Annotated in this window: 19 protein-coding genes; 11 read left to right on the plus strand and 8 right to left on the minus strand. The window is 61.4% G+C overall.

The window, feature by feature from the left end:
* Positions 1–21: 21 nt before the first annotated feature.
* Positions 22–486, minus strand: coding sequence for an Hsp20 family protein (locus B6S01_RS01290; protein ID WP_037468589.1), 465 nt, complete (start codon positions 484–486; stop codon positions 22–24).
* Between the two features lie 470 nt (positions 487–956).
* Here B6S01_RS01290 and B6S01_RS01295 point away from each other — a divergent pair, with 470 nt between their 5' ends.
* The 3 genes from B6S01_RS01295 to dnaE all read left to right on the plus strand — a co-directional run bounded on the left by B6S01_RS01295 (position 957) and on the right by dnaE (position 6,531).
* Complete coding sequence (locus tag B6S01_RS01295; protein ID WP_037468590.1) at positions 957–2,207, plus strand: lipoprotein-releasing ABC transporter permease subunit; 1,251 nt, start codon at positions 957–959, stop codon at positions 2,205–2,207.
* On the plus strand, positions 2,200–2,889 hold the full coding sequence (locus B6S01_RS01300; RefSeq protein WP_037468591.1) for an ABC transporter ATP-binding protein: 690 nt from the start codon (positions 2,200–2,202) through the stop codon (positions 2,887–2,889). The genes B6S01_RS01295 and B6S01_RS01300 overlap by 8 nt, the downstream gene beginning before the upstream one ends.
* A 99-nt stretch (positions 2,890–2,988) precedes the next feature.
* Positions 2,989–6,531 (plus strand): DNA polymerase III subunit alpha, encoded by a 3,543-nt coding sequence (dnaE, locus tag B6S01_RS01305; RefSeq protein ID WP_037468593.1) that lies wholly within the window; start codon positions 2,989–2,991, stop codon positions 6,529–6,531.
* Here the strand turns inward: dnaE and B6S01_RS01310 are convergent, their stop codons facing one another.
* The 4 genes from B6S01_RS01310 to B6S01_RS01325 are packed head-to-tail and all read right to left on the minus strand — an operon-like array spanning position 6,532 to position 10,666.
* Entirely contained in the window at positions 6,532–7,599 is a 1,068-nt protein-coding gene (locus B6S01_RS01310) for a PA0069 family radical SAM protein (RefSeq protein WP_037468595.1), read from the minus strand.
* Between the two features lie 45 nt (positions 7,600–7,644).
* Positions 7,645–8,172: a molybdenum cofactor biosynthesis protein B gene (moaB, locus tag B6S01_RS01315; protein WP_037468597.1), complete on the minus strand. Its 528-nt coding sequence runs from the start codon at positions 8,170–8,172 to the stop codon at positions 7,645–7,647.
* Positions 8,172–9,962 carry a lytic transglycosylase domain-containing protein gene (locus B6S01_RS01320; protein WP_037468599.1) on the minus strand — a complete coding sequence of 597 codons (1,791 nt, stop codon included), beginning with the start codon at positions 9,960–9,962 and terminating at the stop codon, positions 8,172–8,174. The genes moaB and B6S01_RS01320 overlap by 1 nt, the downstream gene beginning before the upstream one ends.
* Positions 9,959–10,666 carry a uracil-DNA glycosylase family protein gene (locus B6S01_RS01325; protein ID WP_037468735.1) on the minus strand — a complete coding sequence of 236 codons (708 nt, stop codon included), beginning with the start codon at positions 10,664–10,666 and terminating at the stop codon, positions 9,959–9,961. Before B6S01_RS01325 ends, B6S01_RS01320 begins: the two co-directional genes overlap by 4 nt.
* A 141-nt stretch (positions 10,667–10,807) precedes the next feature.
* Here B6S01_RS01325 and B6S01_RS01330 point away from each other — a divergent pair, with 141 nt between their 5' ends.
* Genes B6S01_RS01330 through B6S01_RS01365 form a run of 8 tightly spaced genes read left to right on the plus strand, consistent with a single transcriptional unit; the run spans position 10,808 to position 20,395 of the window.
* On the plus strand, positions 10,808–12,460 hold the full coding sequence (locus tag B6S01_RS01330) for an electron transfer flavoprotein-ubiquinone oxidoreductase (RefSeq protein WP_037468600.1): 1,653 nt from the start codon (positions 10,808–10,810) through the stop codon (positions 12,458–12,460).
* 19 nt (positions 12,461–12,479) lie between these two features.
* A complete protein-coding gene (locus B6S01_RS01335) occupies positions 12,480–14,108 on the plus strand; it encodes a tetratricopeptide repeat protein (protein WP_037468736.1) in 1,629 nt (542 codons plus the stop codon).
* On the plus strand, positions 14,095–14,958 hold the full coding sequence (locus B6S01_RS01340) for a 4-(cytidine 5'-diphospho)-2-C-methyl-D-erythritol kinase (RefSeq protein WP_037468601.1): 864 nt from the start codon (positions 14,095–14,097) through the stop codon (positions 14,956–14,958). Before B6S01_RS01335 ends, B6S01_RS01340 begins: the two co-directional genes overlap by 14 nt.
* A 2-nt stretch (positions 14,959–14,960) precedes the next feature.
* Entirely contained in the window at positions 14,961–15,677 is a 717-nt protein-coding gene (locus B6S01_RS01345) for an N-formylglutamate amidohydrolase (RefSeq protein ID WP_037468602.1), read from the plus strand.
* A gap of 46 nt (positions 15,678–15,723) precedes the next feature.
* Positions 15,724–17,445, plus strand: coding sequence for a dihydroxy-acid dehydratase (ilvD, locus tag B6S01_RS01350; protein WP_037468605.1), 1,722 nt, complete (start codon positions 15,724–15,726; stop codon positions 17,443–17,445).
* The gene (locus B6S01_RS01355) at positions 17,432–17,794 is read left to right on the plus strand and encodes a hypothetical protein (RefSeq protein WP_094182596.1); all 363 of its coding nucleotides are present in this window, start codon (positions 17,432–17,434) and stop codon (positions 17,792–17,794) included. The genes ilvD and B6S01_RS01355 overlap by 14 nt, the downstream gene beginning before the upstream one ends.
* A 4-nt stretch (positions 17,795–17,798) precedes the next feature.
* Positions 17,799–19,190, plus strand: a complete 1,392-nt coding sequence (locus B6S01_RS01360) for a bifunctional ADP-dependent NAD(P)H-hydrate dehydratase/NAD(P)H-hydrate epimerase (protein ID WP_037468737.1) — start codon at positions 17,799–17,801, stop codon at positions 19,188–19,190.
* Entirely contained in the window at positions 19,187–20,395 is a 1,209-nt protein-coding gene (locus tag B6S01_RS01365; protein ID WP_037468608.1) for a class I SAM-dependent RNA methyltransferase, read from the plus strand. The genes B6S01_RS01360 and B6S01_RS01365 overlap by 4 nt, the downstream gene beginning before the upstream one ends.
* A 68-nt stretch (positions 20,396–20,463) precedes the next feature.
* Here B6S01_RS01365 and B6S01_RS01370 read toward each other — a convergent pair whose 3' ends face one another.
* The 3 genes from B6S01_RS01370 to B6S01_RS01380 all read right to left on the minus strand — a co-directional run bounded on the left by B6S01_RS01370 (position 20,464) and on the right by B6S01_RS01380 (position 24,283).
* Positions 20,464–21,654, minus strand: coding sequence for a type III PLP-dependent enzyme (locus B6S01_RS01370; RefSeq protein WP_037468611.1), 1,191 nt, complete (start codon positions 21,652–21,654; stop codon positions 20,464–20,466).
* A 148-nt stretch (positions 21,655–21,802) separates the two neighbouring features.
* Positions 21,803–22,975, minus strand: coding sequence for a carboxynorspermidine decarboxylase (locus B6S01_RS01375; protein WP_037468612.1), 1,173 nt, complete (start codon positions 22,973–22,975; stop codon positions 21,803–21,805).
* A gap of 102 nt (positions 22,976–23,077) precedes the next feature.
* The gene (locus tag B6S01_RS01380) at positions 23,078–24,283 is read right to left on the minus strand and encodes a saccharopine dehydrogenase family protein (RefSeq protein ID WP_037468738.1); all 1,206 of its coding nucleotides are present in this window, start codon (positions 24,281–24,283) and stop codon (positions 23,078–23,080) included.
* Positions 24,284–24,431: the final 148 nt, after the last annotated feature.

Here is a 24,431-nt window from a genome sequence, read left to right on the forward strand (position 1 = left end):
CCCCATTTTCATATCAGCCGTTTATGCAGCGTCTCGATCGTTTCCGATCTCGACAAGCTTACCGCCATTGATCGCGATCTTCTTCGGCTTCATGGCTTCCGGGATCTCGCGAACAAGATCGACGGTAAGCAGGCCGTCTGCCAGGTCGGCCTTCTCCACTCGCACGAAGTCGGCCAGTTCGAAACGACGTTCAAAGCTGCGATTGGCGATGCCAACGTGCAGGAACTTTGATCGGTCGGAACTGGCGCTATCGTCCTTGCGCCCAATGACCTGGAGCAGGTTCTGCTGAGCGGTAATATCGATTTCGTCCGGTCGGAAACCGGCAACGGCCAGAGTGACCCGATAGCGGTCGTCTGAAAGCCGCTCGATATTGAATGGCGGATAATTGTCGCCTTGCTGCAACCGTGCATTATTTTCGATCAGGTCGAACAGCCGATCAAAGCCGACGGTCGAGCGGCGATAGGGGGTAAGGTCAAAACCACGCATGTCATAATCTCCATCAGAGCAGAATGAACAAGCCGAACCCAAAAGGCGTCCGGCGATACGATGCTCGACCCCAAATGGCGGCCGAGCATCGAGGATATGGTTTGACTGATTTGGGATTCAAGTGGGTGATTGGAGCGATAAAGATAACAGAATCAAAAGTGCCCGGACCGTGTTTCCACAATCCGGGCACTGATGGACGATTGCTCGTCTCCCCCTTTGGCCTGCCTCGACCACTTCTTAGCCCCCTAAGCTCGAAGTGGGATGCAGTATCCCTGAACCACGGCCATTAACCTGTGCTTCGATGTCTTTGCTATGGCTCCAGCAGGCCGCTGTCACGGGCTATTTCCGTGCTGGCAGATTTTACCTTCAGCCCTGTGGCTGTCGTGCAACAATGCGGAGCGCTTGCCGTTGGTGAAGACCCTGCTAGACGGGCAGGATCTAGTCTCACGTAAAAGGCCATCCGCGCCATCATGATCTTATCTCGCTACGAACGCATGATCGCCAGGCGCTATCTGCTGCCCGGCAAGGGGGAAGGGTTCATCTTTCTCGTCGCAGGAATCAGCTTGGCCGCGGTGATGCTTGGTGTCGCGGCGCTCATCATTGTGATGAGCGTCATGAATGGATTTCGGGCTGAACTGTTCGACAAGATAGTGGGGCTGAATGGCCATGCCGTGGTGCAGGGCTATGGCGGACGACTTCCAGATTGGCGATCCATCCTGAAGGAAGCGCAAGCGACGCCGGGCGTCACCAGTGCAACGCCGCTGATCGAACAGCCGCTCTTGGGCAGTTTCCAGGGGCGGGTTGAAGCCGTCCTCGTTCGCGGCATGATGGTGAAGGATATTCGCAATAACGCGACTTTGAAGGCGAAGGTGCTTGCCGGCAGTCTGGACGAGCTGACCGCGAACGGCAGTAAAGTCGGAATAGGCTCGCGGCTTGCGGAAAATCTCGGAATCCAGCTGGGCGACAGCATAACCATCATCAATCCGGCGGGTCGGTCTACGCCCTTCGGCACGATGCCTCGTCAGGTTTCCTATCAGGTAGCGGCCATCTTCGAGGTAGGCGTGTATGATTATGACAAGGCCTTCGTCGTGATGCCGATGGAGGACGCGCAAACCTTGCTTCTGTTGGGCGACGTCGTCGGCATGATCGAGGTGGAGACGGTCGATCCGGACCGGGTCGGCGCGATATTGCAACCGCTGGCAGGGAAAGTGGCTGGCCGCGCGGTCGTAACCGACTGGCGGCAGATGAACGCATCGCTCTTTGAAGCCTTGGCAGTCGAACGCGTCGCGATGTTCGTGGTGCTGTCGATCATCGTTCTGGTGGCCGTGTTCAATATCCTTTCCTCGCTTATCATGCTGGTCCGGGCGAAGACGCGCGACATTGCGATATTGCGGACGATGGGGGCAAGCCGTGTAGGCCTCGTCAAGATATTCATGACAGTGGGCGTCACCATCGGCTCGCTCGGCATGGCGGCAGGTATGGTGCTCGGCTTCACTTTCCTTTTTTTCCGGCAGAGCGTGGTGAATGCCATTCAGTTCGTCACCGGCCAAAATCTCTGGGATCCGTCGATCCGCTTTCTTACCGAGTTGCCAGCCAAGCCGGACCCCGTCGAAATCACGATTATCTGTCTCATGGCGCTGATATTCAGCTTCCTTGCGACGCTCTACCCCGCCTTCAAGGCTGCCAATACCGATCCTGTGCAGGTGCTGCGTTATGAATGACATTCTCAAGGTCACCGGCCTGACGCGCAGCTTCACCCAAGGAGGCGTCACGATCCAGGTTCTGCGCGGCGTCGATCTTTCGGTTGGCGAGGGGGAGATTGTGGCTCTTCTCGGCCCGTCGGGATCAGGCAAATCCACCCTGCTTCAAGCGGTTGGACTGCTTGAGGGCGGTTTTGATGGATCGATCCAGATTGATGGCGAGGAGGCCGCCAAGCTCGACAATGATGGTCGGACCCGGTTGCGCCGGGACGCCTTGGGCTTCGTCTATCAATTCCATCATCTGCTGGCAGACTTCAACGCAGCGGAGAATGTCATTCTGCCGCAAGTCATCCGGGACAAGGACATGCCATCAGCGCGTGCGAGGGCGGAATCGCTGCTGACTTCGCTTGGGCTTGGCCATCGGCTGGATCACCGGCCTAGCCAACTTTCCGGCGGTGAGCAGCAACGCGTAGCAGTGGCGCGGGCGCTGGCCAACCGGCCCGCACTCATCCTGGCCGACGAGCCAACGGGCAATCTTGACGAACGGACCGCCGATATTGTCCTGGCCGAATTTTTGAGGCTGGTGCGGGAAGAGGGATCTGCGGCCCTTGTGGCGACCCACAATGAGCGCCTTGCCGAAAAAATGGATCGGGTCGTGCGACTCCACGAAGGGTTTCTGGAGGAAGCGCCAAAGCTGTCCTGACGGAAACCAGATGAAAGCGTCGGCCCTAACCCGCGGTTATCCACAGCATTCGGAAGGAAGGGCTGGCATCGAATCGCTTGTGCGGCCTATCACTGCGTCATGCCTCATGCCGGTTTTGTTCCTCTCCGCATTTTTTCCTCTTTCACTATGTTGGAAGGCGCGATCGAGCCCAAGAAGATTGCGAAGCAGGCGCGGGCTCTGGGCTTTCCGGCTGCAGCCATCACCGACCGCAACGGCCTGTATGGTTCGATGGCCTTTTCGGACGCCTGCAAGAGCGAAGGGGTGCAGCCGATTATCGGGGCGATGGTCGGCGTTCTCCGACCTGGACGGCCAGCAAATGCGACCCCTGTCCATGATTGGCTTACGCTCTATGCCCAGGATGAGGCGGGATATGACAATCTCTGCGCGCTTGTTTCGCGCGCTCACCTCGATCGCCCTGTCGAGGAAGTGCCTCATGTGACGTTCGACATGCTGGAGGGGCGTACTGACGGCCTGATCGCCTTAACCGCCGGTGCGGAGGGGGCGCTCGCACGCCTGTTCGCCGAGGATCAACCGGAGGCCGCACTAGACTATGGCCGGAGGCTCGAGGCGTTTTTTCCTGACCGCCTCTATGTGGAGATTTGCCGCAGGCTGGACCCTATAGAGGGTAAGGCAGAAGCCGATCTGCTGGACCTCGCCTACAGCCGTGATTTGCCACTGATTGCCACCAATCCGACTTGCTTTGCCGAGCCTCATTTTCATGAGGCGCATGATGTGATGCTGTGCATAGCGGACGGGGCTTATGTTGAAACGCCAGACCGCCGGACCAGCTCTCCCGACGCATGGATGAAGCCTGCCGCAGAGATGAGGCGCCTGTTCGACGACCTGCCAGAGGCGCTGGCGAATACGCTTGTCGTAGCACAGCGTTGCGCCGTCGCCGCGCCAAAGCGCAAACCGATCCTGCCGAGTCTCGCCGGGGATATTGAAGGCGAGGCCAAGATGTTGCGTCAGCAGGCGGTTGAGGGACTCGAAGCGCGGTTGGCCAAGGCGGAAATCACGAGCGAAGATGCCCGTCAGCCTTATTTCGATCGGCTAAAGTTCGAGACCGACATCATCATACAGATGGGTTTCCCCGGCTATTTCCTGATCGTCGCCGACTTCATCAAATGGGCGAAAGAGCATGACATCCCCGTTGGACCGGGTCGTGGTTCCGGCGCGGGCTCGGTTGTCGCCTGGGCGTTGACCATCACCGATCTTGATCCCCTTCAACTGGGGCTTCTGTTCGAACGCTTTCTCAATCCAGAACGCGTGTCGATGCCCGATTTCGACATCGACTTCTGCGAAACGCGACGGGGCGAGGTTATCCGTTACGTGCAGCAAAAATACGGCGCCGATCATGTTGCTCAGATCATCACTTTCGGAAAGCTGAAGGCGCGCGCGGTGCTCAAGGATACGGGCCGCGTCCTGCAGATGAGTTATGGGCAGATCGATCGTCTCGCCAAGCTGGTCCCCAATCACCCGACAGATCCCTGGACCCTTGAGCGCTCATTGAACGGTGTCGCTGAATTCCGGGCGGAATATGACAATGACGCGCAGGTAAAGCGGCTGATAGACTATGCGATGAAGCTGGAAGGCTTTCCCCGTCACAGCTCGACCCATGCTGCGGGCGTGGTGATCGGTGACAGACCGCTATCGCAGCTTGTACCCCTATATCGGGATCCGCGCTCCGACATGCCGGTGACGCAGTTCGACATGAAATATGTCGAGGGCGCGGGGTTGGTGAAGTTCGACTTTCTCGGTCTCAAAACCTTGTCCGTCCTGCAGAAGGCGGTGCAGTTGCTTGCCGGCCGGGGCGTGGAAATCGATCTCAATGGCCTGGGCTGGGACGATGCGGCGGTTTACGAACTGCTCCAGCGCGGCGACACGGTCGGCGTGTTCCAGTTGGAATCGGAAGGCATGCGTAAAACTCTTGCTGCCGTTCGCCCGACCAATTTCGGCGACATCATCGCGCTCGTGTCACTGTATCGTCCGGGTCCGATGGACAATATTCCGATGTTCGGCCGCCGCAAGAACGGTCAGGAAGACATCGAATACCCTCACATATTGCTGAAACCGATCCTCGAAGAGACGTATGGAATTTTCGTCTATCAGGAACAGGTGATGCAGGCCGCGCAGATATTGGCCGGCTACTCTCTGGGCGATGCAGACCTTCTCCGCCGCGCGATGGGCAAGAAGATCAAGGCGGAAATGGACGCGCAACGCGCAAGGTTCGTCGATGGCTGTGCCAAGAGCGATATTCCGGCGAGCAAGGCAAATGAACTGTTCGATTTGATCGACAAGTTTGCCGGCTATGGCTTTAACAAGTCGCATGCCGCCGCCTATGCCTTGCTCGCCTACCAGACTGCGTGGCTAAAGGCGCATTACCCGGCTGAATTTTATGCCGCATCGATGGCGTTCGACATCCATTTGACGGATAAGCTGACGGTGTTTGTTGACGATATGCGGCGTATGGGCCTTACCTGCCTCGCACCCGACATCAACCGCAGCCTTGCCGATTTTTCGGTCGAACCGGTCGAGTATGATGGAGAGGACGCTCGTTTGGGCTTCGCCGTGCGCTATGCCCTTGGCGGCCTTAAAGGCGTTGGCGAGAAGGCGATGGAGCAGCTTGTCGCAGAGCGTGAAGCAGGCGGCCCGTTCAAGTCGCTCGACGATTTTGCCGACCGGATCGAACCACGCCTGCTCAACCGCCGACAACTGGAAAGCCTGGCCGCCGCAGGTGCATTTGACGGCATTCACGCCGACCGGGCAGGGGTTCATGCGGCTGCGGATACGATCCTGAGTGTGGCGGCCAGCGCCGCGGATGCGCGGGAAAGCGGCCAGGGCGGATTGTTCGGCGACGTGGAAACCCCTCATGCCGACGTGCGCATTCCACCGCACCAGACCTGGTCGACGGCAGATCGTATGGCGCAGGAAAAGGATGCGTTCGGATTCTACTTCTCCGCACATCCCGTCGATCGCTTCCGGCATCTGGCGGAAGCACGGGGCGCGAAAAGCTATGGGGCGATCTGTGCCGAGCCGGTTGGAGAGGGCGGACGCGTCAATGCGGTCATGGCCGCCATGGTCGAGGATGTGCGCTGGCGCGAAACGCGGCGCGGCGCGCGGTATGCCGCCGCGACCTTCTCCGATAACAGCGGGCAGTTTCAGGCGAGCTGTTTTGAAGAAGATGCCTGCAAGGCAATCGAGGTCATGGCGCGGGAGGGCGATTGTGCACTGTTGATGGTTGAACTGGACCGCATGCCGGGGGAGGAGACGCCCAGAGTGACCATTCGCGGCGTCGAGCAGTTTCATCAGCTTGCGAGCGCATCTCGCATGGAACTGGTTATCGATGCTCGGGATCCGGTCGGCGTCGAGGCGCTCGCACAGGTGCTGTCGCAAGCCAAGGGCGGTCGGAGTGAGGTATTCCTGCGAACTCCGATTGCTGGAGAAAAGGCGGCGCGGCTGTTCCTTGGCGATGATTACCTTATCGGCGCTGATCAAGTGGATGCGATCGCTTCGATCCCTGGACTGGCAATCCACAGCTTTGAACGGATGGAACCCAAGGCAGATGGCTATCGGGCGCGAACCCGGCGGTCTGGATTCAGGTTGGTCGCGGCTACCGCATAATCAGAAGAGTTGAAGCTGCGGGCCAAGCGGCGGTCGGAACAAGTCGGTTCGCAGAGCCAGACGCTCTCCTGAGAAACCGGCCCGCTTCCGGGCTTTTATAAAACGGGCTCTGATCAGGTCCGCCCATACTCCTTGGCCTCGCATCCTCGTGCCAAAGTTTGGATCATTATCGCGGCCACCCCTGATTTCATGAATGATGCGCATGACCTTTTTCGATCGATCGGGATAATGTTCCTGGAGCCATGCTCGAAAGAGCGGCGCGACTTCATGGGGTAGGCGGACAGGGATGAAGGTGGCGTCGCGGGCGCCGGCCGCGGCGACGGTTTCGATTATGGCCTCGATTTCATGATCGGTAATCGCGGGGATGATGGGGGAGACGCTCGCGACGACGGGTATGCCTGCCGTCGCGAGTTGCCGGATGGCTTCGACCCGGCGGAGGGGGTGAGCGGCGCGCGGTTCAAGCGTGCGGGCGACCTTCGGGTCGAGCGTGGTGACGGATATCATGACGGCGACAAGGCCGTCCCCTGCCATTTGGGTGAGAAGGTCGAGGTCTCGTAAAATCCGGTCAGACTTTGTTGTGATGAACAAGGGGTGACGACATTCCATCAATATTTCAATGCATTGTCTGGTTATCTTCCAATCTCTTTCGATGGGTTGATAAGGATCGGTGTTCGTTCCCATGGCGATGGGCGAGACGCTATGTGACGGTTTGGACAGTTCCGCCCTCAGCAGATGCGGTGCATCCGGCTTCGCAAACAGGCGGGTCTCGAAATCCAGACCGGGAGACAGGTCATGATAGGCGTGCGTGGGTCGAGCGAAGCAATAGATGCAGCCATGCTCGCAACCACGATAAGCGTTGATCGATTGGCTGAAGGAAATGTCTGGCGATTTGTTGCGGGTGATGATCGTGCGGGGGTGTTCGACGGTCACTTCGGTCCGGCGGCGGCGCGTTGCGCCATCGACCAGATGCATGGCGTCGAGCCAATCCCCATCGGTAATATGTTCAGCGAGGTTGAACCGGCGGCTTACGCCATTTTCGGTTGCCCCTCGTCCTTTTTCCGCAGCCATGCCGAATTAGAACATAAAGAGAACATATGTGCAAGGGGGGCGGGTTCAGCGCTCCATCAGGCGGGGCATCAACTCGACGAAATTGCAGGGCCGAAAGCGGCTGTCCAGCTGGCTCGCGAGAATGCCGTCCCAGGCGTCTTTGACCGCTCCGGTCGATCCGGGAAGCGCGAATATATAAGTACCACGGGCCACGCAGGCCGTTGCGCGGGATTGGATGGTTGAGGTTCCGATCGTCTGATAGCTGAGCCAACGGAACAGCTCGCCGAAGCCCGGTATTTCCTTGTCCTGCACTTGCGCGAGCGCTTCGGGCGTGACGTCCCGACCAGTTACCCCGGTGCCCCCCGTGGTGATAATGCAGTCGACCTGCGGATCGTCGATCCATGCATGCAGGCGCGCCACAATGGCGGAGCGGTCGTCCCGTTCGATGTAGCGCGCCGCCAATATATGACCCGCGCCCGTGATCCGTTCCGCCAATATGTCGCCCGACCGGTCTTCCGCCGGGCCGCGCGTGTCGGAAACTGTCAGAAGCGCGATCCGAACCGGCAGAAATGGCCGGTCTTCATCTATCGGCATCAGTCGGAGCCGCCCGCAATACTGGGCGCGGTCAAATGGCTCCTCTGGGTCAGGCGAACCATGCGCGTACCCTTTGCAGTGGGGAAGGTCGGCCACATGCCTTGTGCCATGCCGGTAAGACAGTCGGCGCTGCCCTTTGCCTGGATCTGGTACATCCAGTAGTTGCGCATGACGATGTTCACATAGGCGCGGGTTTCATAATAGGGCAGCGATTCCATGAACAGCAGCGGGTCGCCATTGTCCTTCACTTCGTTGTTCCACCGCTCGACCGGCACGGGCCCCGCATTATAGGCGGCCATGACCTTGGGCAGCAGGCCGCCAGTCGCGCTCATATTGCGGAGATTTTCAAGATAGCGCTGGCCATATTCCATGTTGGTCGATGGCACGAAAAGCTGAGCGGGCGAGGACAGCCCCATGTCGCTGCCGGTTCCGGGCAACACCTGCATCAGGCCGCGTGCGCCCGCGCTGCTGACGACGTCGCTGCGGAAACCCGATTCCTGAAGCGTATGGGCGTAGATCAGCGCGGGATCGACGCGCCAGCCGCCGTCCGGGCGCCAATCAGGCGCGGGAAAACGGGCGAAGCTGTCGGGTTGCTTCCCTGCTGGGCCATTATGCGCGAGCCAGAGCTGCGTGGCTGGCAGGTTTAGCGCACTCGCGAGCCGTAGAAGCGCGTCATACTGACCGCTTCCGCCGATGCGCGCCTGATAGCGAACGAGTTGATCGGCCTTTGCCGTCTGGCCAATGGCGGTAAGGGCTATGGCGGCCCGGACGTTGGGACTGTCCTTCAGCTGTTGCCAGTCGGCTGCGCCGAAACGGGGCGCGACCTTTGCGCCGCCTACGGGCAGGCCAAGCGTTTCGCGGGCAAGGAGGCCGTAGAAGGTTTCTTCCGAACGCGCGGCGCTCTTCAACAGATTTTGAACTTTCTCCGCCTGACCGCAGACCATGTAGGCGCGGGCGGCCCAATAAGCCCCCGCAGCGCGCATGTCGGCATTACCGGCCAGAGCCGCCACATTGGCGAAAGCGGGCGCGGCCGAGACGCAATCATTTTGACGCCAGGAGGCAAGGCCATTGGTCCAGTGCGCCTGCGCCGCCCAGTCGCCGCCCGCGCGCGTCTCCAGCGCCCTGGCAGCCATGCGGCGTGCGTTGGCATCGTCGCTTTCGATATAATAGGCCCATGCGACGCGCTGGCGCACTTCGGTCAGGCCTTCTGGCGTGAGGCCTATTTCTCCCGTCGCCAGCAGCGATTCGGCGCCCGCCGGGTCATCATTCTTGATGAAGCCGCTTATCTGTCCGACCAGCGCCTGAGCGAGCGGGTCGGTCCTGGTGGTAGGAACATATTCCCGCCGGGGAGCAGAGCCGAGCCATACCATCTTCTGCACCTGGGGCAGGGCAGGTAAAATCGTCGCGCCGCGCTTTTGCGCCAGCCGGGACAGCTGGTCGGCGCTGGGCAACCAGGACGATTTGTTGATGAGGTCGAGCAGGTCGAACAATTCGACGCGCGGCGAATCTTTCGCCAGATAAAGTTCTGAAAGTGCGACTGGCCGGACTGGATCTTGCCCATCCAGCGACAGGATCATCGCCTTGGCTTCTGACCATTTCTGATCGGAAAGGGCCGCGAAGATGGCATTGTATCGCGCCTTGTCGCCGTCGTTGACCTGCAAGGGCGACTGCGCTCCGGTCGCGAAAGTCGCTGGGACCGAGGCGACGCTGTCCGCTTGCGCGGGCGTCGCGGCAGCCGCGCTGATGGCTGCCACGGCCAGGCAGGACGATCGGATAACGGCGCAAATCACTTATGCATTTCCTCGACCAGGCGTTGCAATGTCCGCCAGCTTTCCGCCTTCGCTGCCGGTTGCCCCAGCAGCAGCCGTGGATGGAAAGTGGCAAGGGCAGGCACAATGCCGCCATCATAGTTAAAAAAGTGTAAACTATCCATCCCGGCGCTGTCTTGTACAGGAAGGAAGGCGCGGATCGTTCGGTCGCCCATGATCAACAGCCTGTCGGGCATGGCCAGCGATATGTGGGTACGCATGCGATCGGCCGCTGTATTGAGATCGGCGGCTTCCACCATGCCGCCGGGTGGCCGGGAGGAAAAGAGCGACGCCATGTAGATATTGCCGCGCGAAAGCCCGATGGCGGAAAGCATGGCGTCGAACAGCCGCCCTGCGCGGTCGGCCAGCAATGAACCCGCTTCCATATCCGCTGGGTCCGGCATGTCGGTGATGACCATCAGCCGGGATTTGGCTTCCCCTTGCGGCAGGATAGGCGCGCCGGGCCAGCGGCGTTCGGGTTGCGCCGGATCATCGGCGAGCCAGGCCTTGAACGCGTCGAGCGTGGCTGGCTTTGCCGATGGGGCGGGAGGCAATGCCGGAGGCGGAGCGCTGGCGACAGCCGACCGCAGCCAGTTAACCGGCTGCTCGCCGGTTGCGCAATCGACGCCCGCCATATCCCACCAGGCCAGATAGGCGCTGGCGGCGGCCGCCATGTCTTCCTGCATTATTCCCCGCATCGATCTTCTAGGGCCAGAGGTTGACGCCGAGGTCAAGAATCTTCATCGGCAACGAGTGGTAAATCGTTTGAGTAATGCGGCCACCGGACAGCTGTGGGAAGCCGGCCGGTGCGCCACGATGGAGGGATTATGAGCGAACGGGAATCGATGCCCTATGACATCGTCATCGTCGGCGGGGGACCGGCGGGGCTGTCCGCGGCGATCAGGTTGAAGCAGCTGGCCAATGACACGGGTCAGGAACTGGCCGTGTGCGTGCTGGAAAAGGGTTCGGAAATCGGCGCCCATATCCTGTCGGGCGCGGTGATCGATCCCAAGGCGCTCGATGAGTTGCTGCCCGATTGGCGCGACATGGGCTGTTCGCTGGCCGATGTGCCGGTGCGCGATAATCAGCACTGGATGCTGACCAAGCGGGGCAAGTTGCCTGTGCCGCATATTGCGACGCCGCGCTGGATGCACAACAAGGGCACCTATACCGGATCGCTGGGCAACCTTTGCCGCTGGCTCGCCGAGCAGGCTGAAGGGCTGGGCGTTGAAATCTTTCCGGGCTTCGCCGCCGCGGAAATCCTATACCATGATGACGGGTCGGTGAAGGGCGTCGCGACCGGCGACATGGGCATTGACCGTGAAGGCAATCGCAAGGGCGACTATCAGCCGGGCCTTGAGCTGCACGCGAAATATACCTTCTTCGCCGAAGGCGCCCGCGGCCACCTGACCAAGATTTTGAAGCGCCAGTTCGAGCTGGACCGCGATTGCGAACCGCAGGTCTACGGCCTTGGCATGAAGGAATTGTGGGATATCGATCCCGCCAAGCACAAGCCGGGGCTGGTCATCCACACCCAGGGCTGGCCGCTGTCGGATGCCTATGGCGGCGGTTTCCTCTATCATCAGGCCAATGGTCAGGTGGCGTTGGGCTTTGTCGTGGGCCTTGGCTACCGTAACCCGCATCTCTATCCGTTCGAGGAATTCCAGCGCTGGAAACAGCATCCCGCAATCCGCGAATATCTGGAGGGTGGTCGCCGCGTTTCCTATGGCGCGCGGGCGATCAATGAAGGGGGCTGGCAGTCGGTGCCCAAGCTGGTGTTCCCGGGCGGCGCGCTGATCGGTTGTTCCGCCGGGTTCGTCAACGTGCCGCGTATCAAGGGCACGCATACCGCCATGAAGTCGGGCATGCTGGCCGCCGAGGCAGCTTTTGAAGCGATCCAGAACGAACGTGCCCGCGATGTGCTGGATGATTACGAAGCCCGCCTTCGTTCCAGCTGGGTTGCCGACGAACTGAAGCTGGTCAAGAACGCCGAGCCGCTGCTGGCCAAGTTCGGCAACACGATCGGCACCTTGTTGGCGGGCATCGACATGTGGATGCGCACGCTGAAGATCGGGCTTCCCTTCACGATGAAGCACAAGCCGGATAACGAAAAGCTGTGGCGCAAGGACGTCGCGCACAAGATCGACTATCCCAAGCCGGATGGCGTCATCAGCTTCGACAGGCTGTCGTCGGTGTTTCTGTCGAACACCAACCATGAGGAGGATCAGCCGGTTCACCTTCAGCTGAAGGATCCGTCGATCCCCATCAGCTACAACCTGCCCCTTTATGACGAACCTGCGCAGCGCTATTGTCCGGCAGGTGTTTATGAAGTGGTCGGGCAAGACGAGGGCAATCCGCGCTTCCAGATCAATGCGCAAAATTGCGTCCACTGCAAGACGTGCGACATCAAGGATCCGACGCAGAACATCAACTGGGTCGTGCCCGAAGGCGGTGGAGGCCCCAACTATCCCAATATGTAGGCGCCTGCTGCTGGCCATGATGCTACCGACGCTGGCGGCATTTCCCGCCGCCGCGTCGGTCGATCGGACGAGCGCACTACATGCCTATGCGCGAGGAAGGCTGGCCGACAGCGACGGCGCGCCGGTGAAAGCGCTGCGCAATTATCGTGATGCGCTCGCCAGCGACCCGGCGCGCATTGAGGTGGCGCGTCGCGCCTACCTCCAGGGTATCATCAGCGGCGACATGGCGCTGGCTATGCGATCGGCAAAGCTGCTCGACAGCAGTGGCGTGCTTCCTCGCGACGGGACGCTGCTGTTCCTTTGCGATGCGATGGCGCGCAGGGATTGGGACGAGGCGCGGCAGGCCGCAGACCGCATGGCGGGCGAAGGGAATTTCGGCTTCCTCGCCCGGATCGTCCGTAGCTGGATAGCGGTGGGCGAGGGCAAGGTTGCGCCGCCGGAAATAGATCCAGGGGATCGCTATGCCTCCCTCGCGCGGCGCTATATCGACGAGCATGTCGCGCTTCAGGCGTTGGGCCGGGGTGAGATGGCGGAGGCTGAACCGGCGATCAACCGCGCGCTCGCGCTGCGGACTGTGGACCTGGCGGAACTCCGGCTCACCTTCGCCGCTCAGCTGGCAGGGCGCGGCGCCAAGGCGCAGGCCCTGGCGCTGCTTCCCCAGGGTCAGGCCGCCTATGCGCGCGCCCGTGCCGATGTAGCGCGCGGCCGGAAAGGCGGGGCGGCGAGCAGGGCGTTGACGCCTGCCCAGGGCTTTGGGCGGCTGCTGGCACGGTTGGCGGCGGATATATCCTCTGATGAGAGCACGCGCATGCTGGGGATCAGGCTGGCGCGGATCGCGAGCTTCGCCAATCCCGGAAGGGCTGATAACGCGCTGGCTTTGGCGCAATTGCTGACGGAGGCAGGCTATGCCGATCATGCTGCGACAGAAGCGCGCAAAGTCGCTTCCGATGGCTGGTTCGGGTCGCTGGGGCGGGCGGCTCTCGTCGATGCCCTGGCGGCGTCAGGCGACATGGATGGAGCGCTCACGCTCGCCCGTGCGCTGGCCAGTGCAGAAGGGGCGGACACCGACAGGCTTGTCCGCTTGGGCCAGTTGCAGGCGCAGGCCAAGGATTTCAACGGCGCGGCGGAGGCTTTTCGAAGCGCGGAGCAGCGCTACCCGGCTGATGTGGTCCCTTGGACCCTGCTGCTGTTTCAGGGCAGCGCCCTTGAGCAGGCGGGACGTTGGGATGAAGCGCGCGTGGTGCTTGAGCGGGCAGCCAAACGCGCGCCGGAGGAGCCGGTGGTGCTCAACTATCTCGGTTATGCTCAGGTGGAACGGCGACAGAATGTCGCCGCCGCGCTGGAACTGCTGAAGAAGGCCAACAGCCTGAAACCCGAAGATGCCTCGATCACGGACTCGCTGGGTTGGGCACAGTTTGTGACGGGCGATGTGGAATCCGCTGTGCCGGTGCTGGAGCGGGCCGCCCAAGGCGCGCCGACAGATGCGACGATCAACGAGCATCTGGGCGACGCGTTGTGGGCGGCGGGTCGTCGTTATGAGGCGCGCTACGCCTGGCGTGCCGCGTCGGTCTTTGCCGAGGGTGAAGCCGCGGTCCGTTTGAACGGGAAGGTAAAAGAAGGGATGAAACCTGAATATGCCGCTCCCTGATGCGAGGACGCTGGTGGAGACGGCCTATGCCAAGGTGAACCTGGCCCTCCACGTGCGGGAGAGGCGCGCCGACGGCTATCATGCTCTTGAAAGCCTGTTCGCGTTCGCGCGCGATGGAGATCTGCTGGCGGCAGAGCTGACCGACGATGGAGAAGTCCGCCTGCAAGTGGACGGACCGTTCGGGGCGGCGCTGGATGCGGGGGCCGATAATCTGGTGACGATGGCGGCCCGCCTTTTGCAGCAGCATACAGGGGAAGAGCGAGGCGCTGTCATCACATTGACGAAGAACCTGCCTATCGCTTCGGGTATCGGCGGCGGATCGGCGGATGCTGCGGCTGCGTTGCGGCTGCTCAACAGGCTGTGGGACGCGCGGCTGCCTGCCGCAGAGTTGGAACAGCTCGGGCTGGCGCTTGGTTCGGACGTTCCCGCTTGCATAAGCAGCGTTACGCAGATGGTGCGAGGGCGGGGCGAAATACTTGAACAGCGGGATGTGAAGGCTTTGGTGGGGATGCCGATGCTGCTGGTCAATCCGGGCGTTCCGCTGTCGACGGCACGGGTTTTTAAAGGTTGGGATCGGCAGGATCGCGGCCCACTGGATGTCCAGGGCCTGGACGATGTCATAACCGGGGGACGCAATGACCTGGAAGCCTCGGCAATGGAGGTGGCGCCGATCATCGCCCAAGTGTTGGGCTTTCTGAAAGACCAAAGGGGCGTGCGATTGGCGCGGATGTCGGGGTCTGGCGCGACTTGCTTCGCTCTGTTCGATGATGCCGTTGACAGAAGCGCGGTGGCCAAGGCCCTGCTGTCGCAAGGCGGCGACTGGTGGATCATGGAAACGGAGATAAGGTGAGCGTGAGCGAGGCTTTCACACTGATCGACGGCGGCGCGGCCCAACTGTTGATCGTCGCGGACCATGCTTCGGCTCATGTCCCCGATGATATCGATCTGGGGATAGACGAGGCATTGCTGACCGATCACATCGCGGTCGATATCGGGGTCGCGGAAGTCAGCCGCCTGCTGGCGGAGCAGTTGGGATGCACGGCGATATTGGGCGGCGTGTCGCGGCTGGTGATCGACCTCAACCGCGAAGAAGAAGCACCCGGCCTGTTGCCGGTCATGAGCGACGGCCATGTGATCCCGGGCAATCGCGAGGCAGATCTGGCCCAGCGGTTGATGCGTTTCCATCACCCCTATCATCATCAGATCGTCCGGTTGCTGGACGGCATGGCATCACCATTCATCCTGTCCGTGCATAGCTTTACGCCCAGCTTGGCGAGCGATCCCCATGCCCGGCGGCCCTGGGACATCGGCGTCCTTTATAATGAGGATGATCGCGCGGCGCGGATCGCTATTCCGCTGCTGACGGAAGCGGGCCTGCTGGTCGGGGATCAGCTCCCCTATTCGGGCAAGCTGCTGAATGCGACGATGAACCGCCATGCCGAAGCGAACGGCATTCCATATCTGGGCATCGAAATGCGGCAGGACCTGGTTGGAGACGTAGAGGGGCAGCGCCGCTTCGCCAGTATAATCGGTCCCATCGTGCTACAATGCCGCAATAGCCTTGCGTGACTCGCCTCTTTTTGGAAAGGAGGCGCGCGCAAGAAGGGTAGGTTTTATGTCTCACACGTTCGACAAGTCGAAACTGCCGAGCCGTCATGTCTCGGTTGGTCCTGAGCGGGCCCCGCATCGCAGCTATTACTACGCGATGGGCCTGACCGAGGAAGAGATTGCCCGGCCCTTCGTAGGTATTGCTTCGGCAGGTAATGACAGCGCCCCCTGCAACACCACGCTCGACCTGCAGGCGGACTGGTGCCGGCAGGGCGTGAATGAAGCTGGCGGCATGCCGCGCCGCTTCAACACGATCACCGTGACTGATGGCATCGCGATGGGGCATCAGGGCATGAAAAGCTCGCTCGCGAGCCGTGAGGTTATCGCGGACTCCGTCGAGTTGTCGGTGCGCGGCCATTGCTATGACGCGCTGGTGACCTTTGCCGGGTGCGACAAGTCGCTGCCGGGCATGATGATGGCGATGCTGCGTCTCAATGTCCCGTCGATCTTCGTCTATGGCGGGTCGATCCTGCCGGGGCGGTTCGAGGACCGCGACGTCACGGTCGTCGATGTGTTTGAGGTGGTCGGCAAATATGCTGCCGGGGCCTGCCCGCTGAAGGATGTGATCGCGCTGGAAAAGGTGGCGTGTCCGGGTCATGGTGCGTGCGGCGGGCAATATACCGCCAACACCATGGCCTGCGTCGGCGAGGCGATCGGCTTGTCGCTGCCCAATAGCAACATGGCGCCCGCGCCTTACAAGAGCCGCGAGGACGTCGCGGTCGCGGCAGGGCGTCAGGTCATGGAATTGCTGGCGAAGAATATCCGCCCGCGCGACATCTGTACGCGTGAGGCGTTCGAGAACGCTGCGCGCATCGTTGCTGCAACCGGCGGTTCTACCAATGGCGCGCTACACCTGCCTGCCATGGCGAACGAGTGCGGCATCGACTTCGACCTGTTCGATGTGGCCGAAATCTTCAAATCGACGCCTTACATCGCTGATCTGAAGCCGGGCGGCAAATATGTCGCCAAGGACATGTACGACGCCGGTGGCATCTACATGCTGATGAAGACGCTGTTCGACAACGGTCTGCTGCATGGCGACTGCCTGACCGTGACCGGCAAGACGATCGCCGAGAATATCGAGGAAGTGACCTGGAACCCCGACCAGAAGGTTATCTATGACGTCAAGTCGCCGATAACCCCGACCGGTGGCGTTGTGGGCCTGAAAGGAACATTGGCTCCCAACGGCGCTATTGTGAAGGTTGCGGGCATGCACCGCTTGCAGTTCGAGGGTCCCGCACGGGTCTTTGATTGTGAAGAGGACGCCTTTGCAGCGGTCGAGGCACGCGATATTGCCGAAGGCTGCGTGATCGTCATTCGCTATGAGGGCCCCAAGGGCGGTCCGGGCATGCGCGAGATGCTTTCCACTACCGCTGCGCTCTATGGCCAGGGGATGGGTGAGAAGGTCGCGCTGATCACCGATGGTCGCTTCTCGGGTGCGACGCGCGGCTTCTGCATAGGCCATGTGGGGCCTGAAGCCGCTGACGGTGGCCCGATCGCGCTGGTCGAGGATGGCGATGTCATCTCCATCGATGCCGAAGCGGGTACGATTGACCTGAAAGTGGCCGATGCCGTTCTGGCTGAGCGTCGGAAGAACTGGCAGCCGCGCCAGAATGATTATCAGGCTGGCGCGCTGTGGCGCTATGCACAGAATGTGGGTCCGGCCTACAAGGGGGCGGTTACGCATCCCGGAGCAAAGGCCGAAACCCATGTTTATGCGGACATCTGACAAGATCGCCGGGGTGGGGCTGCTGTGCCTTGCCCTGGCGGGTTGCGATGACAATGGATCGATGCAGGCCGCCGATACGGGATCTGGCCGTGCGGCGGTTGCGGATTGCGCTATTGGATCCCGATCGGGGTGGGCGCGGACTTGCCTGGTCGAGCAGGCGGGCACGATCCTGACCTTGCGTCACGCCGATGGCGGGTTTCGGCGCTTCACAATCCTGAAGGATGGGCGCGGGCTGGCGTCGGCTGACGGCGCTGAGCCTGCAAGCATCGCTATCCTGGAACAGGGGCAGATCGAAGTCAGCGCTGGCGAGGATCGTTATCGGCTGCCCGCAACGATTGCCGGGCGTTGAAACCTTGACCGGAACGCCCATCCTGACTGCCGCCCAGATGCGGGAGGCCGAGCAGGCAGTGTTTGCCAGTGGCATTCCGGAATATGAGTTGATGGAACGGGCAGGTGTAGCGGCGGCCGAGATCATCTGGCGTGCCGGAGCCAAGCGCGACGCTCTGGTCCTCTGCGGTCCCGGCAATAATGGTGGGGATGGGTTCGTGATCGCCCGGCAGCTGCGATCGCGCGGCGTGCCGGTGCGCGTGGCAGCCTTGGGCGAGAGCCGGACGGAGTCAGCGCGAAAGGCGCGTGCTGCATGGAATGGTCCGGTCGAGCCATTCGACCAGGCTGGCCCGGCAACGCAGATCATCGATGCGCTGTTTGGCACCGGCCTTTCCCGAGGACTTGACGCGGTTGTTGCGGAACGGCTCTGCGATCTCACCGGGCGGGCAGCCTTCAGCTACGCGGTCGATTTGCCGAGCGGAGTGGATACGGACAGCGGGGCATTGCTGTCGGCGGTGCCAGACTTTGGCATTTGCATCGCTCTGGGCGCATTGAAGCCGGCTCATGTGCTGCATCCTGCTGCTGGTTTATATCGACGGTTGGTTTGCGCTGATATCGGCATCGCTACCTCGGACACGATCCATCATTTGTCTCCGCCCCACTTGGTCAGGCCGCTTGCGTCGGATCACAAATATAGCCGGGGATTGGTCGCCGTCGTCGGCGGCGAGATGGCAGGGGCCGGGCGGCTTGCTGCGCATGCTGCTGCTCGTTCGGGTGCAGGCATGGTACGTCACCTGACCAGCCTGGATGGTGCGGCGGCGCTGGACGCTGTCATCACTAGGCAGGCCCGCGGGGTTGACGAGGTAAAGGCCTATCTCGCTGACCGCAGGCTGGCCGCGGTGGTCGTTGGGCCGGGACTGGGCCGTGGCGGTGATGCACGCGACCGTCTGGCTGCGGTGCTTCCTTGCGGGCATCCGCTTGTCCTAGATGCCGACGCCTTGACGTTGTTGGGAGGTGCGGGAGCAGAAGGAATACCGCACGGTTCCATTCTGACCCCGCATGAAGGGGAATTTGCAGCGCTTTTCGGCGATCTGCAGGGAAGCAAGATCAACCGCGCGGTTGGGGCGGCCCAGCGCGTATCGGCCGTGGTCGTGCTCAAGGGCGCCGATAGCGTGATAGCGGCGCCGGACGGGCGGGTCGCCGTAGCGACCGGTGCGTCGCCCTGGTTGTCCACCGCCGGGACCGGTGATGTGCTGGCGGGTTTGGCCGCGGGGAGATTGGCGGTGACTGGTGATCCGTTCCGCGCGGCATGCGAGGCGGTCTGGCTGCACGGTGAAGCGGCTAGGCGGGCCGGGGCAGCCTTCGTCGCGGGTGATTTGATTGCGCAGTTGCCAGCAGCTATCGGCTCTCGCCTGTGACTCATGGCGACACTGATTTCGTCGTACGCATTGCCGCGAAGGGCGATGGCGTGACCGCCGATGGCCGGCATGTTCCGCTTGCCGCGCCGGGGGATCGGCTGACGGCGAACGGCGACCTTCTATTTGGCCCCCATCATGTCGAGCCGCCCTGCATTCACTTCCCGGCTTGTGGTGGTTGCGAACTTCAGCATGTTGACGAGGAGAGCTTGTCAACGTTCTTCACCTCGCGTGTTACCGGCCCTCTTGCGGGGCAGGGCGTAACGGCAGGGACAGTATTGGCAGCTCACATCTCACCGCCGCGAACCAGAAGGCGGGCGTCGCTGAGGGCCGCGCGAGAGGGGCGGCGTGTCATCATCGGATTCGCGGAGGCGGGCAGCCACAAGCTGATCGACCTGGCTATGTGTGAGATACTGGATCCACGCATTTTCGCCTTGCTGGCGCCGCTCCGCGCGATGCTGCCGCTGATCCTGCCGGACAAGCGTGCGGCGCATGTACGCATGTCGGTGACCGACCAGGGGATCGACCTTCTGCTGGAAGGTGTCCGCGTGGACGGGCTGGCGGCGGACGAAGCCCTGCGGGATTTCGCGGCTGCCGGGAAGTTGGCGCGGCTGACGATCGATGAGGGTGACGGCCAGCAACTGCGCTGGGAGCCTGAACCTGTGACGGCCAGTTTTGGCGGCATTGCAGTCGGTTTTCCGCCCTTCGCCTTCCTTCAGGCGACGCCGGATGGCGAGGCAGCCCTGGTGGAGTTTGTCCGTCAGGCCCTGCCGTTACAGGGACCTGTGGCCGATCTCTTTTGTGGGCTTGGCACCTTTGCGCTGGCGATTGGGGAAGGGCGGCCTGTCTACGCGGCCGAAGCGGCTCGCGATCTGGCCCTGTCCCTCAAGCTGGCTGCGAACCGGGCGCAACGGCGAATGGCGGTGGATCATCGGGACCTGTTTCGCCGGCCACTGACGCCAGAAGAGCTGAACCGCTTTGCCGCGGTGGTGATCGACCCGCCCCGGGCGGGCGCCCGCGAACAGGTTATGCAGTTGGCGGCATCGCCGGTGCCCGTGATCGCCTATGTGTCTTGCAACCCGGCGAGCTTTGCGCGGGATGCGGCCCATCTGGTCGCTGGCGGCTATATGTTGGAAAGCGTGAAGCCGGTCGGGCAATTCCGCTGGTCAACGCATGTGGAACTGGCCGCCATATTCCGTCGTCCATAAAATTTGTCCCCCGCCGCTTTTTTGCGGCGAGGGACAGGCACCCTCTCCAAAGGGAAGCTTACGCTTTTTTAGCGCAGCTTGATGACAGTCGCGCGACGGCGCGCGGGCATTGGATCGGCATAAAGGCTGGCCATTGGCTCGTCCTCGACTTCGATGATTGCTTCCGATGTGAAGCCGTTGAAGCCGGTGCGCATCGCCGCGCCATAGGCACCCAGCATGCCGATTTCGATATAGTCGCCCGCGACGACATCGTCGGGCAGCATGAAGGGACCGACCATATGGTCCATGTCATCGCATGTCGGCCCGTAGAAGGCGAAGCCGGTCAGTTCCGCTTCGCTTTCATCATCCCGCAGCAGGGCGACTGGAAAGCGCCAGCCGATATGCGCAGCGTCGAACAGCGCGCCATAGGCGCCGTCATTGATGTAAAGTTCAGTGCCGCGACGGCGCTCAACCCGGACGATGATGGAACTGTATTCCGCAGACAGAGCGCGGCCGGGCTCACACCATAGTTCCGCCGAATAGCTGATCGGCAGGCTTTCGAAACCGCGATAGATGGCGTCGAAATAGGCTTCCAGCGCGGGTGGCTCCATGCCCGGATAGACGGACGGAAAGCCGCCGCCGACATCAATGATATCGACCGTGACGGCCGCATCGACGATGGCTGCGCGAACGCGTTCGATGGCGTCGCTATAGGCTTGCGGGCTCATGGCCTGGCTGCCGACGTGGAAGCATATGCCAAGCGCGTCAGCCGCCTGACGCGTGGCCATCAGCAATTCGCGAGTCTCGCCCAGTTCGACGCCGAACTTGGACGCCAGGCTGAGTTCCGAATGTTCGGACGAGACACGCAGGCGAACGCACAGCTCAAGGTCCGCCGCATCGTTCGTGGCGCGCATGATTTTCGCCAGCTCGTCCAGGGTATCGAGCGAGAAGGTGCGCACGCCATGCACATGATAGGCCTCGACAATCGCTTCCTCGGCCTTGACCGGATGCATGAAGCACAATTTCGCTTCCGGCAGCGTTTGGGCAACAAGGCGTACCTCAGCGATAGAAGCTACGTCATAATGCGTGATTCCGCTTGCCCAAAGCGTCCGGAGCAGATCCGGAGACGGGTTAGCCTTTACAGCGTAGAGCGAGCGCCCCGGAAACTTCTCAGTGAAGAATCGGGCGGCGCGGGCCGCAGCCTGCGGGCGGATCAGCGTTACCGGTGCTGCCGGTGTGAGGGCGGTCGCTACCCCCAGCGCGCTATGGTGCTTGTGCAATTCAAGGGACCTCCAGTGTAGTTCATGGCAATCAAGCTGCCTTGCGGTGGAAGTCCCATGGGGCAGCGGAAGGGCGATATATGCTGAGGGGTCCCCCCTGTAAAGCGCAAGCGTAAATTTTGTTGCGCGTCCGGCTATGAAACGTGCGTCAGGAAAGACGGGACCTGAAATCCTCGTAGGAAAAACGGCGGATTTCCTTGAGTTCGTCGGTTTTCGAATTCCATAGCCAAATGGCAGGCAGCGGCACGCCGTTGAATGTGTTGGTCTTTACCATCGAATAATGGGCCTGATCGAGGAAGGCGATACGCCGTCCCGGAGTCGCGCCGCCGGGGACTCGATAGTCACCGATGATGTCGCCCGCGAGGCATGACGGGCCGCCGAGTCGCGTCGGTTGCCCGTCAGCTTCCTCATGCAACATCGCCGGGCGGTATGGCGCCTCTATGACGTCGGGCATGTGGCATGTGGCGGAAATGTCGGTGATGGCGACCGGCATGCCGTTGTCGATGACGTCAAGGATTTCGCCGACCAGGATGCCCGCGTCGAGCGCCATGGCTTCGCCGGGTTCGATATAGAGTTCAAGGCCGGTTTGCGCCTTGATGCGGTGCAGGAAGGCGATCAGATCGTCGACCTGATAGTCGGCGCGCGTGACATGATGGCCACCGCCGAAGTTGAGCCATTTGAGGCCGCCGACATGCGGCATCACCCGCGATTCTATCGCGGCCCAGGTGCGTTGCAGCGGTAGGAAATCCTGTTCGCAGAGATTATGGACATGGAGACCATCGACGCCATCGAGATGCTCGGCACGCAATTGATCGATGGGGAAACCGAGGCGGCTGTGCGGCTGTGAGGGGTCATATTTCGGCACCTCACCCTCCGCGTGGAGGGGATTGATGCGCAGGCCGATGTCGAAGTTCACACCGTTCATGCGCGCTTCGTCAATGACGGGCTGCATGCGCGCGATCTGGCCGGGGCTGTTGAAGATGACATGGTCTGAAATTTTGAGGATTTCGGCCAGGTCGTCTGGTTTGTACGCCGCGCAGTAGGTTGCGACTTCGCCTCCATATTCTTCGCGGCCAAGGCGCGCTTCATAGATGCCTGAGGCGCAGACGCCGTCGAGATATTCCGCGACGACGGGGCCGAGCGACCACATGGAAAAGGCCTTGAGAGCGCCCAGCACCTTGATGCCCGCGCGGTCTCCTATGTCGCGCAGGATCGACAGGTTGCGACGGATTGCCGCCTCGTCCACCACGAAGGCGGGCGAGGGTACGCGGTGGAGGTCGAAATGCGCGAAGGCGGCGGGATCGCCGGCTTTGGTTTCCATCGATAATTCTCCGTCATGCCAGCGACAGCTGGAGTCCCAGGCGGGAGTGCACGGCGTAGAGGCGCGAGATCCCAGCTTTCGCTGGGATGACGTTCCCTAACTTTAGAAATCCAGCGGCTTATCCAGTTCCTTCACTTGCCAGGGCAGGCCGTGCTTGTTCAGCATGTCCATGAAGGGATCGGGATCGAACTGTTCGATGTTGAACACGCCCTCACCCTTCCATGCGCCCGTAAGCATCAATGCTGCACCGATCATGGCGGGGACGCCGGTGGTGTAGCTGACCGCCTGATTGCCGGTTTCGGCATAGGCGTCTTCATGATCGCAGACATTGTAGACATAGACGGTCTTCTGCTGGCCGTCCTTCTGGCCGGTGGCGATGTCGCCGATATTGGTCTTGCCCTTGGTCGTGGAGCCGAGGCTGGACGGTTCGGGGAGGACGGCTTTGAGGAACTGAAGCGGGATGATCTCCTGGCCGTTGTAGATGACCGGGTCGATGCGGGTCATGCCGACATTCTGCAGCACTTCCAGATGCTTGAGATAAGCATCGCCGAAGGTCATCCAGAAGCGGATGCGTTTGATTTCCGGATAGTGTTTGGCGAGCGATTCCAGTTCCTCATGATACATGAGGTACATGTTCTTTTCGCCGACCTGATCAAAGTCGAACACCTGCTTGTGCTTGAGCGCGGGGCCTTCCACCCACTTGCCGCCTTCCCAATGGCGCGATGGGGCGGTGACTTCGCGGATGTTGATTTCCGGGTTGAAGTTGGTGGCGAAATGCTGGCCATGGTCGCCGCCATTGCAGTCGAGAATGTCGAGCGTGTCGATCCGGTCGAGCAGATGCTTCTTGATGTAGGACGCAAAAACGCTGGTGACGCCGGGGTCGAAGCCCGATCCGAGCAGCGCCATGATGCCCGCTTCCTTGAAGCGGTCCTGATAAGCCCATTGCCAGCCATATTCGAACTTGGCGGTGTCGCGCGGTTCGTAATTGGCGGTGTCGAGATAATCGGTCTTGGTCGCGAGGCACGCGTCCATGATCGCGAGGTCTTGATAGGGGAGCGCGAGGTTTACGACCAGCTTGGGCTGGACCTTCTCGATGAGGGCGATGGTTTCTTCGACGTTATCGGCATCGACCTGGGCGACATCGATGGTGACGCCGGTGCGAGCCTTGACCGATTCGGCGACCTTTTCACAGCTGATGATGCGGCGGCTGGCCAGCGTGATGTGGCTGAAAATATCAGGGTTCATCGCCATCTTGTGAACCGCGACAGACCCGACGCCGCCCGCGCCGATGACCAGAACCTTGCTCAATTCCACTGCTCCATTTCCAGGCCGCGCCGGACGCGCGAAAGCGCCCATATAGGGAGTTGGCGTTACAGCGCAAAGTCAGAGGTGAGCCAACGCGCTACAGCCGTTCGTTTCGAGCGTAGTCGAGAAACGGAAAGCGGAGTTCCATGGT

Source organism: Sphingobium herbicidovorans, assembly GCF_002080435.1.
GTDB classification, from domain to species: Bacteria; Pseudomonadota; Alphaproteobacteria; order Sphingomonadales; family Sphingomonadaceae; genus Sphingobium; species Sphingobium herbicidovorans.

Excerpts from the sequence above, each read along its gene's own strand:
- B6S01_RS01290 (WP_037468589.1), bottom strand. The coding sequence starts at position 486 with ATGCGTGGTTTTGACCTTACCCCCTATCGCCGCTCGACCGTCGGCTTT.
- B6S01_RS01295 (WP_037468590.1), top strand. The coding sequence starts at position 957 with ATGATCTTATCTCGCTACGAACGCATGATCGCCAGGCGCTATCTGCTG.
- moaB (WP_037468597.1), bottom strand. The coding sequence starts at position 8,172 with ATGCCGATAGATGAAGACCGGCCATTTCTGCCGGTTCGGATCGCGCTT.
- B6S01_RS01355 (WP_094182596.1), top strand. The coding sequence starts at position 17,432 with ATGCGGACATCTGACAAGATCGCCGGGGTGGGGCTGCTGTGCCTTGCC.
- B6S01_RS01330 (WP_037468600.1), top strand. The coding sequence starts at position 10,808 with ATGAGCGAACGGGAATCGATGCCCTATGACATCGTCATCGTCGGCGGG.
- B6S01_RS01375 (WP_037468612.1), bottom strand. The coding sequence starts at position 22,975 with ATGGAAACCAAAGCCGGCGATCCCGCCGCCTTCGCGCATTTCGACCTC.
- B6S01_RS01300 (WP_037468591.1), top strand. The coding sequence starts at position 2,200 with ATGAATGACATTCTCAAGGTCACCGGCCTGACGCGCAGCTTCACCCAA.
- ilvD (WP_037468605.1), top strand. The coding sequence starts at position 15,724 with ATGTCTCACACGTTCGACAAGTCGAAACTGCCGAGCCGTCATGTCTCG.
- B6S01_RS01310 (WP_037468595.1), bottom strand. The coding sequence starts at position 7,599 with ATGGCTGCGGAAAAAGGACGAGGGGCAACCGAAAATGGCGTAAGCCGC.
- B6S01_RS01335 (WP_037468736.1), top strand. The coding sequence starts at position 12,480 with ATGCTACCGACGCTGGCGGCATTTCCCGCCGCCGCGTCGGTCGATCGG.
- B6S01_RS01340 (WP_037468601.1), top strand. The coding sequence starts at position 14,095 with ATGCCGCTCCCTGATGCGAGGACGCTGGTGGAGACGGCCTATGCCAAG.
- B6S01_RS01325 (WP_037468735.1), bottom strand. The coding sequence starts at position 10,666 with ATGCAGGAAGACATGGCGGCCGCCGCCAGCGCCTATCTGGCCTGGTGG.
- dnaE (WP_037468593.1), top strand. The coding sequence starts at position 2,989 with ATGCCTCATGCCGGTTTTGTTCCTCTCCGCATTTTTTCCTCTTTCACT.